This window comes from Ectobacillus sp. JY-23 (genome assembly GCF_023022965.1).
Taxonomy (GTDB): Bacteria; Bacillota; Bacilli; order Bacillales; family Bacillaceae_G; genus Ectobacillus.
On record NZ_CP095462.1, the window covers coordinates 3,082,581 to 3,096,054 of the forward strand.

Here is a 13,474-nt window from a genome sequence, read left to right on the forward strand (position 1 = left end):
GGATGCGCCATTGAAAGGTGCGCAAGTTGCTTAGACGGTAGGTTGTAGAAGACTAAGGCGAAAGGGTGGAAATATGCGCCAAACAGCAAAACAAATAGCTGCGAACGCTTCATTTCAAGCGTTTATGAACAGTTATCTTAAAGAACTTGGTCAAGAGGAGTGGTATAGAAAGGATGAAGTTCATTTTCCATGTCCAAGTGGCATAAATGGTGAGGAACTATTATATGTAAGGCTTCCAAAGCAGAAACAGGAGCTGATATTAGAAGTTGCATATCGTTCTCTGGTCGGAAGACATACTTTTTCACGTGTATTTCACCGCGCAGATACAACATGGAGAGAACAAGACTTTTATACAACTGTCGTGCTGCTTATCCAAGAATTACATATGGAAGAAATCAAATATGTCGGTAGCTACGATGATTCGCATTGCGATGAGTTGCTTGTTCGTTTTTTGGAAAGCTATCAAAATATGGCTCATTATATTGAAAAGAGACTAGGTGAGCATAAACATAGGGTTCATTCCTTTATCGAAGGAGAGCAGTCACTTGTATATGGTCACTGGCTGCATCCAACACCAAAAAGCAAACAAGGCATGGCATCTTGGCAACACAGCACTTATGCACCGGAACTGCGAGGTACGTTTCAGCTTCATTACTTCAAAGTCCATATGAATCTAATAAAAGAGGATTCAGCATTGGGTATGTCGGCTCGTACCATTGTCCAACAGAATATAATGTCGGAAATCCAGCTGCGAGAAAATGAAATAGTGATTCCGATGCACCCGCTTCAGGCGCAGTGGCTTTTACAGCAGTCTTACGTACAAGATGCTATGCAAAAAGGTGACATTCTTCACTTAGGTCCTTTAGGCTCATGTTACACAGCAACGTCTTCCATTCGTACTTTATATCAAGAGAACAGTAAATGGATGTATAAGTTTTCCATTCCTGTTAAAGTGACAAACTCCTTGCGAACAAATCGATTACATGAATTAAAAGCAGGAGTAGCAATGGCTAGACTTATACAAACCTTGCAGTACGACACCGCTTCATTTCGAATTATTCAAGATCCGGCGTATCTCACTGTGAATTTACTTGGCGAAAAAGAAAGTGGGTTTGAAGTTATCATCCGTTCTAATCCATTCCAGCAAGGGCATGACCAAGGAATATTTACAATTGCTGCGCTCGTACAGGATCCATTGCCCGGCAGAATATCAAATATACGGCAAATCATAGAATCGCTTACGTTACAAGAGAACCGTTCTGTACAAGAAGTAAGTCGAAAATGGCTGCAGCACTATTTTACATGTGCAATTGAACCATTGCTGCGTTTATACGATACACACGGTATTGCGCTAGAAGCACATCAGCAAAACAGTATATTAGATGTAAGTAGAGGATATCCGACCGTGTATTATTATCGCGATAACCAAGGCTACTATTTATCACGTTCTTATCAAGCTTACTTACAAGAGAAAGAACCATCATTAGAGCCGGATTTATTTTATGAAGATACGATTATTCAAGAACGCTTTGCGTACTATTTATTTGTAAATCAGATATTTTCTGTTCTACATCGTTTTGGTGTGGAAGGCTTGTTAACAGAAGAAGAATCTGTTCATTGGTTGACGATTTCTTTACAAGAGTTACAGAAGGATTTTACAGGACCCGGCAAATCCTTTTTACACATGTTGTTTACGCAGGAGAGTTTTCCTTGTAAAGCCAACTTGCTAACACGCTTATACGATGTGGATGAATTGGCTGCAGATTTGGAGCAAGCTGTGTATGTAACGATTGCTAATCCGTTTGTATCACGAAAGGAGCTGCATTATGCACACAGTGTGTGAGGCAACAGAACGAGTAATAAGGCAGCTTGTAGAAGCATTATTATATGAAAACTTAGTAGTATTTGAAGAGGTTTTGCAGCAAAACAATACGTGTATCTACTATATACAAGGGCAGTCCGAGCAGTATGTGTGTACAGGAAAAAGAACGGGGTTCGAACGAGTTAGACTCAAATCAGACATAAAGCGCCAAAGTGGTGCCCCTGTATTGTTGCAAGAACTTGTAGCAGAGTTATTACCGGCAGCCATTCAAAGTGAAATACTTCACGAATTAGAAAGGACAATTCATCTTAGCAATTGGAACAAAATGAATGTGAATCATATCTTACGCAGACAGATGAACTATGAGGAGCTGGAGTCCGCCATTGATGAAGGACATCCGTATCATCCTTGCTATAAAGCGCGCACAGGCTTTTCTGATTACGACCATGAGCGCTTCGGTCCTGAAGCGGGAGGAGCATTTTACTTATACTGGCTCGCTGTAAAAAGAGAGCATACAAAGCTCATGCTGCCAACGGAAGAACAAAGCTTTTGGCAAAAAGAGCTGGGTGGCTATGATTGGAAGATGCTGATTACGGAGTTATATCAGCAAGGCGGAAATATAATGGATTACACGTTTTTGCCTGTGCATCCTTGGCAGTGGAAGCAATGTAAGGAAAAGTGGGACTCGCTTATTACAGAAAAAGAACTCATTCCGCTTGGTTACGCGGGAGATTTGTACCGGGCCACGCAATCTATTCGTACGCTTTGGAATCAAGACAATTCGCTTAAATCTTATATTAAGTTATCTATGAATATGAGTAACACATCAGCAAAACGGGTGCTTGCGCCGGAGTCTGTAACCTCTGCACCGTCAGTATCCCGTTGGTTGCGTACGGTTATTTCATCAGATTCATATTTTCACAGCTGCGGGTTTCAAATATTAGAAGAGTATGCGGGAGTTGTGTATGATCCTGCTTCTATACAACTGAGAGCTCTTACCGAGGGGCAGCTTGGTGTAATTTGGAGAAAAAGCGTGCGGCACTATGTAAATGAAGGTGAAAACGTACTACCATTCACTGCTCTTCTTGTAACAGAGCAAGATCATGCGCCGTTTGTCGATACATGGATTCAAAAATATGGCTTACAAGCCTGGTTCACGCAGCTTGTGAATGTTGCTGTTTTACCTGTATGGCATCTACTGCTTGCCCACGGCATCGCAATTGAAGCACATGCACAAAACTTATTACTGGTTCATAAAGAAGGTTGGCCGCTTCGCGTAATCGCCCGGGACTTTCATGAAAGTGTAGAGTATACAGAAGAGTTTATTGCAAACGGGGAATGGGTGCCGGATTTTTCAACGTATCACGAGCATTATCAACAGGCAGAACCTGATAAATACTTTTGTATGTCCTCTGTGGAAGCATTGCGGGAGTTATTTACAGATACGATGTTTGTATTTCATTTCAGTGAATTGATTTATGTAATGAGTGAGTATTACAAGGTGGATGAATTGCTATTTTGGAAGCTGATTTATAAGGCAATGAATTTGCACATTGAAAGCAGGCCGCATTTGCGAGAAAGAGCAGAGGGATTATGCTGGGAAGATTCATTTGTGCAAGTGGAATCGCTTTTAAAGAGAAAATTATACAACGCAAAGTCAGAATATCATCATACGGTACAAAATACGTTGGCAGTTGCCGCGGAAAAAGGGGACATTTCATATGTTGTTTGTTAATGAACAATATTATACAATCGGTGACCTGGAAAAGTATCATCAGGCATTTGAGCATCTACTAGAGTTACAAGACTGTCAAAATAAGAGAATAGCAGCTTGTTTGCCGGATGCTTTTTCATGTATTGCGCTGTGCTTATACATATGGAAAAAGGGAGGAAGCTTTGTTCCTATTCATGTAGCAACGCCCTTTTTAGCAGCAAAGGAAATTGCGCGTGAAAGTGCCGCTCATGTACTATTCTTTCATTCATTTGAAGATGCAACCATCATCAAAAAGGAACAAAATGAGCGAGAAGGCTTTCTGGTACAAATGAGTTCAGGAACGACAGGGACACCTAAACAAATCCTGCGTACATGGCTCATGATTGAGGAAGAGCTGGAGGCATACACTTCTGTCTTTCCTGAACATGTGGGGAGTACCACGATCATTGCGTGTCCGGTGACACACTCATACGGTTTAATTAGTGGTGTATTTGCAGCGCTGAAAAGAGGAAGCACGCCTGTAATTATAACAAACTCAAATCCCAAGTATGTACTGCGTATATTACGTGAGCATCCAGACCACATTTTATATGCGGCGCCGGCCTTGCTTCATATGCTAGTTCAATTGGCAAAACCAGTCGGTCAGTTTAATGCAGTGATGACTTCGGGAACGTTAATGCCGCAGTCTTGGCTTGACGCACTTTGCCTGACAGCAAATCGCGTGCTGCAGCAATATGGCTGTTCTGAAACAGGATGTGTGACATTACATCCAGACCTTCGACATGCGGAAGAAATGGGGCGTGCTTTGCCACACGTGCGAATCCAAACGGGAACAGAAGACGCACCAGGTGAAATTGTAATTTCCACAAAGCACGGGAAAATCTTTACAAAGGACATAGGGTATGTCAAAGGTGATATGCTGTGCTTTGTTACGAGGCAGGACGATATGATTAATGTAGCGGGCTTAAACGTCTATCCATCAGTGGTAGAAAAAGTTTTGTTATTGGATGAGAGGCTGGAAGAAGCTGTTGTATATAAGAAGCAGGATATGTATGCAGGTGAGCGTGTGTGCGCACAATTCACGTCGGTGGCCGTTATTGAGATAACAGAACTGCTTATATTATGCCAAAAGTATTTAGCACCGCATCAAATTCCTGTTGAACTTGTTCAAGTAGATGAAATAAAAAAACTGCCAAACGGTAAAGTGAGTCGCCGTATGCTAGGAGGGATTATGGTATGAGCAGGACGGAATTATATGACACCATCTATCACATTCTGAAAGAAAAATTAGCTTTATCTCATGTATCTGCGTTTCATGAACATGCCAGATTAAATGAGGATTTATATATGGATTCAGTTATGGTGCTGCAGCTTATTTTACATATTGAAATTGATCTAGGGTTCAACATTCCAGATGATGCAATCGTACCGAAGGACTTCCATACGGTAGGTTCCTTGCTGTCATTTCTAGAGGGGATGGAGCAAAATCTGGGGAGGAAGGTCTATGATTAAGGTGCATTGCTTTGTCAGCTGTGTATGCGAAGTGATTAAGAAAACAGCCGATGTTGATCATCGTCCGTACTACTTTGGTGTATGGGATGCTGATTTTGATATCAGTCATGATTATATATTGCGTTATCATTCCGAAACAATAGATCATGAATTTTTTAAACAATGGTACGAAATGCTATACGGCATTCACATTCATCGCTGGTATGAGGAAGAAAAAACAAAGGATGAAAATGTGGAAACGCTGTTAACGTTATTGCAGAATAAACCTGAGAACCGTTATGTAATGGTCATGCTTGATTTGTCCATGTTGCCTGAACGTGAAAATAAGTTCCATCAAAGCCCATTTCCGCACTATGTGATGCTAGAGCCGACTGCTAATCAAGAAGAGTGGTGTATGTATGATCCGGATTTTCGCTGGGAGGGATATTTGCCAAGAGAAAGAATTTTAGCTGCAATTCGTGAGCCAGCTGTAAAAGGTGGCTACTACTTTGATGCGGAGCATATACACCCAGCCTCTCCTGAAACGGTAATTGCATATTTCCACACATGTCTAAAGAAATATGAAAATCCAATGACAGATGGCGTGAGGAAGATCGTCCAAGCCTACACAACGGGAAATCAACAGCATCGGCTGCACGAGCTTGGCATAGCCTTACAGCAGCTGCCTGTACTTGCTATTCGGAAATATGCGTACGAGCATGCCTTTGCATATTTTTGGGAGAATCTTTGCTGGAGTGATGAAGAGTTTGAAGCATGGTGCGATGAGGTAGATTGTTTAGTCAAAGGGTACACGAAAGTACAATACCGGGCGATGAAGCTTGGAATGACAAGGAATATGGACCTAGTTCAGGACATTTTTACGTGCTTGGATGAGCAAGATGAACGTGAATTTAAAATTAAAGAGGCACTGAAACAATGCTTTGAAGCATGGCAGCAAACTTGTATTGTGTCACAATAGAAAGGAGAGCAACAATGGAGCTTTCTGTTTGTACCATTTCATTTCGGCACCATTTGCAATCTATTGAAGAGATTGCAGCATGGGCAAGCCAAACAGGCTTTACAGGAATTGAACTTTGGGGAATTCATGCTAGATATTTAGAGGCGTATGACTATGATGAACATTGGCTAAAGTCCTATCACCTACACACAGCTATGTTAAGTGATTATATTCCTTTTGAAGAAGAGGAACGTCTGAAATCTGTTCAAACGCTATCTCGTTTGGCACATAGATGGGGAGCGAATAAGATTCGAACATTTGCAGGGGGGAAAGGGAGCCAATATACGCACGGTGCCGAGCGAAGAGAGATTGTTAGCGCTTTACGGCGTAATTGTGAACAGTTCAGTGAACACGGACTATCTCTGCTCATTGAAATACATCCTAATACATTGGCAGACACACTGCCATCTACACTACAATTGATAGAAGAGATTGACCACCCTGCTTTATACATCAACTATGATGTCCTTCACATGTGGGAGTCAGGTGTTGATCCAGTCCAAGCATACAAGCAATTACAGCCAGCTATAGCTCATCTACATCTTAAAAATATTTCATCGCGGCAATACTTGCATGTATTCGAGCCAGCCAATGTATACGCCGCTTCCGGCTCTAGGAAAGGAATGGTTGGACTATTTGAGGGGGCAGTAGACTATCAGGACTTTTTTTCCAGTATTAAGACACCCATTTCTGCCTCTTTAGAGTGGTTTGGAGGCGATGTAAAACGAGTGTTACAACAAGATGTACTTGCATTGCAAGAAATATTGTATAAGAAACTCGTTTAATCAAAGCAGCGTGTTTCCGTTAAATGGGAAAATGCTGTATCTGTTAGCTCTTTACATCTCTCATTTTTCTTTCCAATCCACAACAAGCGCTGTTTTTTAATAGAAGATGTGCTGAAAGTATGAACAGGACATCTCTTTTTTCATATCAATCAAAAATACCCCATAATTTCTTCACATTTCTTTTTTATACTTTAGTTAGAAAAAAAGAGAGAAGGGGAAAATATGGAAGCATTGCAAAATACACCGCATGAGATGCCAAAGCAACAACAAAAGACAGGTAAGTCCTTATATCAAACAATTTGGAGATGGCATTTTTATGCGGGCATTATTTTTACGCCATTTCTCATTATATTGGCGCTAAGCGGAGCGGTATATTTGTTTAAGCCACAAATTGAGAACGCTTTATATAAAGACTTGTATTTTGTCGAATCAAAAGGAGAGAAAACAGCTATATCTAAACAAATTGATTCGGTTAAGCAAGCATATCCATCAGCAGTTATTGCTGCGGTAACTGTTCGTGATGAAGCAAATCGAACGAATAAGGTTAGTGTACTTGAAAAAGGAAAAATGTTCTCTGTCTATGTTAATCCGTATACAGGAAAAGTAGTGGGTGAATTGCAGCCAGAGAAAGAATTTATGACTATTTTCAAAAAGCTCCACAGCGAGCTAATTGTAGGTGGTACGGTTGCAAATCGTCTTGTGGAATTAGCAGCTTGCTGGGCCGTCATTCTTCTTGCAACTGGATTATATATTTGGTGGCCTCGAAACAAAGCTTCCATTTGGGGAACGGTCTTGCCACGTTTGAATAAAAGAGGACGCACATTATGGAGAGATTTACATGCAGTACCTGCATTTTGGCTAACAGGTGGTATACTCCTTCTTATTGTAACAGGACTTCCTTGGTCAGGTGTAATGGGAGAGCAAATCAATAAGTTGGCAACTGCTACACATACAGGCTATCCTACTTTTTCATTTGGATTTGGTCCGAAGCCGGAATCTGCTACATTAACAAAGGATATAGCGAAGGATGTGCCTTGGGCAACAGAAAACTTGCCAGTGCCTGCTTCGCAAATTAATGGATATGTACCATTGTCTGTTGATGATATAAACAAGGTGGCAAGAGCAGAGAATATCAAAGCACCGTATACGCTGTCTATGCCACAAGGGCCAAAAGGTGTGTACAGTATTACAACATCTCATACGAAGCCAGGAGATAATGCTACCCTGCATGTCGATCAATATAGCGGCGCTGTGCTTAGTGATGTTCGTTATGAGGACTATGGTGTAATGGCTAAAGGTATTACATTAGGTATTGCACTGCATGAAGGACGATTATTTGGTCTTGCAAATCAACTTTTAGGATTAGTGATTTGTTTAGGACTTATCGGAATTTGTGTAAGCTCTTTTGTGATGTGGCGCAAGCGCAAGCCGGTAAACAAAGCAGGCGCACCAGCCTTGGCAAAGGATAAACGTGTTCGTATCGGAGTAACGATTATTATGCTATTGTGTGGTCTTATTATGCCACTTGTAGGTATATCTATTATTGCGGTGCTAATTCTGGATAAACTTATCATTGCGAACATCAAGCCTCTTCGTAATTGGCTATCAGCTTAAGGAGGACAGCAAATGAAAAGAGTATGTGTTGTATTAGCAGTTATAATGCTTGCGGCTTGTGGTACGCAAAGTAAAGAGAGTGGCATGAAAAAACAAAATGAGCTAGTACAAGCTCATGTGATTGTACCTGAACATGTGGAGTTGCATAAAGAACAACAACTTCAGATACAGGTAAAAAGCAGTAAGGCGTTATCTTCTCCAAACGTTTCCTTGAAAATCTGGAACGAGCAACAAGAGCCTATGAATTTACCAGTTCAATATGAGCGCGATGGTGTGTATAGTGTGAAAACGATGTTTCATCATAAAGGTATTTATTACGTACAAGCTACTGTACAAGGAGAGAACTTTCAGTTAATGCCAAAGAAGCGCTTTGCTGTGGGAGAAGTCACCAATCGAGAGTTGAAGCAGTTAGAAGAGGTGCCGCAATCGAAGAAACAGCCTTCTCAGCAAGGACACCATCACTGATAAAGGAAAACATAAACGGGCAAGAGATATAAGAAGGTTTCATTCATAAGAACATGATTCTAATGTTGTAAGATAATGCTTACGATTTTTGAATTATGTTCTTTTTTATTGTATAAATACAAGATAGTATTTTGAATATTTTCCTGAAATTACACCTTTAAGCAAGAGCTCTTAACTGTAATTATAATAAAGAATGTAATAAAATATACTATAAATAAATGTGATTTCCATTTTAAACAGTGGATGGAGTAAAACTTAAAAGGTGAGCTAGATGTGTCGTATATAGAGAACGGGCAAACCGGAAAGAAGAATGTCTATGATTCAACAAGAAACAACATTGCAAAATGTTAAGAAAAAAGTGTATATGTATGTATTACCAATCGGTTTTATTGCATGCGCTGTGGATTTTGTCTTTGGTATATCCATCGGAGCAAGTGAAACGGTAGATCGCATATCATCTCCCGTAATAGGTATTTGGTTGCTTGTGTCGTTTATATTATTATTGAGTAATTCTCCGTTGTTTGCAAAGTCGGAAGAGGGTTTGTTTTGGCTTGTAGGTGCATACTACAATATCAAGTTTTACACGTTTTTAGCCGCGCAATATACTGGTCGAACAGAATATATTGACGGATTTGCCTTATGGATGCCGCTCGTGTTTATTATATTATTTTTAGTATTTGAACGAACAAAAGCCTTAACTTTTTCTTGGGCATTGCTCGCTGTGAATGTTATGGGGGTAGTGGTTTTTATAATAGAGGGCCGGCTGTCTCTTGAAAAAGCAAGAACTGTGCTACAACTATTGCTTTCTCATGTGTCGTATGTAGTTTTCTTGAGTGTAATGGAGAAATTTAAATATATCTTTTTTGAACGAAGCCTTTTAAATAAAATGGCGTATACAGATTATTTAACAAACTTACCTAATCGCAGAAGCATTGAAAGTACAATTGATGAACAGTTACAACAGTCCGCTAGTTCTCATCAGCTCTGGGTTGTTATCTTTGATATTGACCACTTTAAACATATTAATGATGTATACGGTCATCAAGTGGGAGATACAGTTTTGCAGCAACTAGCAGAGCTTGTAAAACGGGATTTATCAGAGCATGAAGTTGTAGGAAGATGGGGTGGTGAAGAGTTTATTCTCGTCATAAATAATATGGACTACACCGAGATGAGAAAACGTATAGAGAGATTGAAACAGGAAATAGAGTCACATGTATTTCCTGTTGTCAGTCATGTTACAGCCAGCTTTGGGGCTGCGCTTTGTTTTTCTGAGAACACCACCCGTGATATTTTAAAACGTGCAGATGATGCGTTGTATGCTGCAAAACGGAATGGCCGAAATCAAATATGTGTGGCCAATGAAGAGCTACTTGTATGAGCAGCTCTTTTTTGTTCATGTTTTTGACAAAGCATGCAACTGTTATTGGCGGTGGCTTTATCGGTATTGAAATGGCTGAAAACTTACGAGAACGTGGGTTAGAAGTTACATTGATAGAGATGGCGAATCAAGTCATGGCGCCAATTGATTACGAAATGGCAGCGATTGTCCACAATCATATGAGAGAAAATGGTGTTAAACTCATTCTACAAGATGGTGTTCAAGCCTTTACTAAACAAGGAACACAAGTGGTATTAAAAAGTGGGGCGTCTGTTGAAACAGATATGATTGTTTTAGCGATTGGTGTACAACCGGAAAGTACACTGGCAAAAGATGCTGGATTGGAATTAGGCATACGAGGCACGATTAAGGTAAATGAAGCCATGCAGACGTCCGATCCGTCTATTTATGCGATTGGAGATGCGATTGAAGTAAGAGACTACGTAAATGGTGCAGAAACAATGATTCCACTTGCATGGCCTGCCAATCGTCAAGGTCGACTCGTGGCAGACCATATTAACGGTCGTGATGTAAAGTACAAAGGAACGTTAGGAACTTCTATCGTGAAAGTCTTTGATATAACAGTCGCCGTCACAGGAAACAATGAGAAAGTATTAAAACAAAAGGGTCTTGCATATGAAGCGATTCATATCCCACTAAATGATCTCCGAAATCATATACATCGTTTGTCTAAGGATGAAACCATCTACGTGACTTGTCAAGTTGGATTATGTGGGTATCTGGCAAGTCGTATTCTCAAGCAAGCAGGCTTTCATGTGAAAAATTTAGATGGGTATGCATCCGTGTATCATAGGTAACCGGTTCAGGAGGTTTTACGGGGCATGATGATAAATATAGGATACGTCATATCAATAGTTAGTTTATTTATAATCGCACATATCTTGTTTCGGCGGTATAACCCATTTCTTCAAGTGCCGTGTATTTGTAAAGAACATCTGACAAAACAAAAGAACCTCGTTATTTTAGATGTGAGAGATTATAATGAAGAAAGTCGAGCGCGTATGCCGCAAGCATTGAACATACCGTATGCATATTTGCCGCGGTTTTATCATGAAATTCCAAATGGACGCATTCATGTGATTGCGAGCAAGGCTCTTGACCGTAATTTAGCTATTCAATTTTTAAAGAAAAAAGGAATAAATGTTAAAAGTTATACACTTACCAATAAGATGTGCGATGGAACGACTAAATAATGAAAGGGACGCTTATGTAGCGTCCTTTTATTATGGCTGTATTACTCTGCTTCCGGCATCACCACAGCCGCTTTATCATCATAGTTTTTTTCAATAAAACCTTCGCCCCATGCACACATGGAATCTAAAATCCCTTTTAGTGACCATCCGTACTCCGTCAAAGAATACTCAACGTGCGGAGGTACTTCATTAAAAACCGTACGTTTCACAATTCCGTGTTCTTCTAATTCACGTAGCTGCTGCGTTAACATTTTTTGCGTAACATTCGGCATAAGGCGCTTTAATTCTCCCGGCCGCTTTGTTCCTTTAATCAAATGACATAGAATAACTACTTTCCATTTCCCGCCAATCACCTCAAGTGTTGCTTCCACAGGAATATTATACTTGTACATCCTTTTAACTCCTTTGCATTCTATTTAAAGTGAGGTAGAACTCACATTCTATTCTTTACTACCATAGCATTGCTTGTTCGCTTTATCTATAGGTACTTTAAAGTACCTACCTTACTTTAAAGTACGTACTGTTTTTTATGTTGTGCTGATTTTATAATAACATTCGTTGAACAACAAAGTAACACAAATCAAGGGCCCTGATTTGCTGTATACACATATAGAAAGAAGATTTGAGGAGGGCATATATGAAAACAGCACATGAAAAGAGAAGTATGTTTGCACTGTTAGCGTTAGCGATCAGCGCATTTGGTATAGGAACAACAGAATTTATTAGCGTAGGGTTATTACCTGCGATTGCAAAAGATTTAGATGTTACGATTACAATGGCGGGATTAACGGTCTCTTTATATGCACTAGGTGTTGCAATTGGAGCACCCGTGTTAACGTCTCTTACATCAACAATGTCACGAAAGACTTTACTGATATGGATTATGATTGTATTTATTGTAGGTAACACGATTGCCGCAACTGCCACAACATTTACTGTATTGCTGATTGCTCGAGTTGTATCGGCACTTTCGCACGGTGTATTTATGTCCATTGGCTCCACAATTGCCGCCGATTTAGTACCCGAAAATAAACGAGCAAGTGCGATTGCCATTATGTTTACTGGTTTAACAGTTGCAACAGTAACTGGTGTACCAATTGGAACATTTTTAGGCGATCAATTTGGCTGGCGTTTTGCATTTATGGGGATTGTGGGAGTTGGTATAATTGGTTTGATTGGTAACAGCGTTTTAATACCAGCTAACCTTCGTAAAGGGGCGAAAGCTTCCTTTGCAGATCAAATAAAATTGATTAAAAATGGACGTTTGCTACTTATGTTTGCTATTACAGCGCTAGGATATGGCGGAACATTTGTAACGTTCACGTATTTATCACCACTTCTTCAGAAAGTCACCGGCTTTAAGCCTGAGGCAGTAAGCTTAATCTTGTTAGGATATGGTATTGCCATTGCAATTGGTAACGTCATTGGTGGACGTCTTTCCAATAAAAATCCGCTTCGCGCGCTGTTCTTTATGTTTATTGTACAAGCTATCGTATTAGCTACACTAACATTTACAGCACCGTTTAAAGTGGCTGGGTTACTGACCATTTTATTTATGGGATTGCTGGCATTCATGAATGTACCTGGCTTACAGGTATATGTGGTTATATTAGCGGAACGCTACGTACCAAGCGCCGTGGATGTGGCGTCTGCAATTAATATCGCTGCTTTTAATGCTGGTATCGCAATTGGTTCATACCTTGGCGGTGTCGTAACAGATTCGATGGGGCTTGTTCATACCGGCTGGGTAGGAGCTATTATGGTAGCCGGAGCTGTTTTGTTAACAAGATGGAGTATGCAATTAGAAAAAAGAGCATCATAACATTTCATTTGAGAAAAACCACGAAGAGAGCTTTCTGTGTGGTTTGTTATCATGGCGGTGTATACGATCAGAATGTTGAAAAGCAACTAAAGGGCTTAGTTGCATTGGGATAACGAGCGGTCGTAGGAATATCATAACAAAAAAAGCA

At 40.2% G+C, this 13,474-nt stretch carries 12 protein-coding genes and 1 pseudogene; 12 read left to right on the forward strand and 1 reads right to left on the reverse strand.

The window, feature by feature from the left end; all coding sequences use genetic code 11:
- The first annotated feature begins 73 nt into the window (after nt 1-73).
- The 11 genes and pseudogenes from MUG87_RS15610 (at nt 74) to MUG87_RS15660 (ending at nt 11,504) form a co-directional block, all read left to right on the forward strand.
- Complete coding sequence (locus MUG87_RS15610) at nt 74-1,843, forward strand: IucA/IucC family protein (protein ID WP_247083361.1); 1,770 nt, start codon at nt 74-76, stop codon at nt 1,841-1,843.
- Complete coding sequence (locus MUG87_RS15615; protein WP_247083362.1) at nt 1,827-3,557, forward strand: IucA/IucC family protein; 1,731 nt, start codon at nt 1,827-1,829, stop codon at nt 3,555-3,557. Before MUG87_RS15610 ends, MUG87_RS15615 begins: the two co-directional genes overlap by 17 nt.
- Entirely contained in the window at nt 3,544-4,776 is a 1,233-nt protein-coding gene (locus MUG87_RS15620; protein WP_247083364.1) for an AMP-binding protein, read from the forward strand. The genes MUG87_RS15615 and MUG87_RS15620 overlap by 14 nt, the downstream gene beginning before the upstream one ends.
- Nucleotides 4,773-5,048: a petrobactin biosynthesis protein AsbD gene (gene asbD / locus MUG87_RS15625; protein ID WP_247083366.1), complete on the forward strand. Its 276-nt coding sequence runs from the start codon at nt 4,773-4,775 to the stop codon at nt 5,046-5,048. Before MUG87_RS15620 ends, asbD begins: the two co-directional genes overlap by 4 nt.
- Nucleotides 5,041-6,006, forward strand: a complete 966-nt coding sequence (locus MUG87_RS15630) for a DUF6005 family protein (protein WP_247083368.1) — start codon at nt 5,041-5,043, stop codon at nt 6,004-6,006. Before asbD ends, MUG87_RS15630 begins: the two co-directional genes overlap by 8 nt.
- Nucleotides 6,007-6,020: 14 nt before the next feature.
- Nucleotides 6,021-6,830, forward strand: a complete 810-nt coding sequence (locus MUG87_RS15635; protein WP_247083370.1) for a sugar phosphate isomerase/epimerase family protein — start codon at nt 6,021-6,023, stop codon at nt 6,828-6,830.
- 222 nt (nt 6,831-7,052) lie between these two features.
- Nucleotides 7,053-8,444 (forward strand): PepSY-associated TM helix domain-containing protein, encoded by a 1,392-nt coding sequence (locus MUG87_RS15640; RefSeq protein WP_247083372.1) that lies wholly within the window; start codon nt 7,053-7,055, stop codon nt 8,442-8,444.
- A gap of 12 nt (nt 8,445-8,456) precedes the next feature.
- Nucleotides 8,457-8,909, forward strand: coding sequence for a FixH family protein (locus MUG87_RS15645; RefSeq protein ID WP_247083373.1), 453 nt, complete (start codon nt 8,457-8,459; stop codon nt 8,907-8,909).
- Between the two features lie 316 nt (nt 8,910-9,225).
- Nucleotides 9,226-10,290, forward strand: a complete 1,065-nt coding sequence (locus MUG87_RS15650; protein WP_247083375.1) for a GGDEF domain-containing protein — start codon at nt 9,226-9,228, stop codon at nt 10,288-10,290.
- A 29-nt stretch (nt 10,291-10,319) separates the two neighbouring features.
- Nucleotides 10,320-11,108, forward strand: a pseudogene (locus tag MUG87_RS15655) (FAD-dependent oxidoreductase); the annotation flags it as partial.
- A 24-nt stretch (nt 11,109-11,132) separates the two neighbouring features.
- The gene (locus MUG87_RS15660) at nt 11,133-11,504 is read left to right on the forward strand and encodes a rhodanese-like domain-containing protein (protein WP_247083377.1); all 372 of its coding nucleotides are present in this window, start codon (nt 11,133-11,135) and stop codon (nt 11,502-11,504) included.
- A gap of 41 nt (nt 11,505-11,545) precedes the next feature.
- On the opposite strand, the gene MUG87_RS15665 is transcribed toward MUG87_RS15660, so the two are convergent.
- Entirely contained in the window at nt 11,546-11,896 is a 351-nt protein-coding gene (locus MUG87_RS15665) for a winged helix-turn-helix transcriptional regulator (RefSeq protein ID WP_124565461.1), read from the reverse strand.
- A gap of 245 nt (nt 11,897-12,141) precedes the next feature.
- On the opposite strand from MUG87_RS15665, the gene MUG87_RS15670 reads away from it, so the two are divergent.
- On the forward strand, nt 12,142-13,326 hold the full coding sequence (locus tag MUG87_RS15670) for an MFS transporter (RefSeq protein ID WP_247083379.1): 1,185 nt from the start codon (nt 12,142-12,144) through the stop codon (nt 13,324-13,326).
- Nucleotides 13,327-13,474 lie beyond the last annotated feature (148 nt).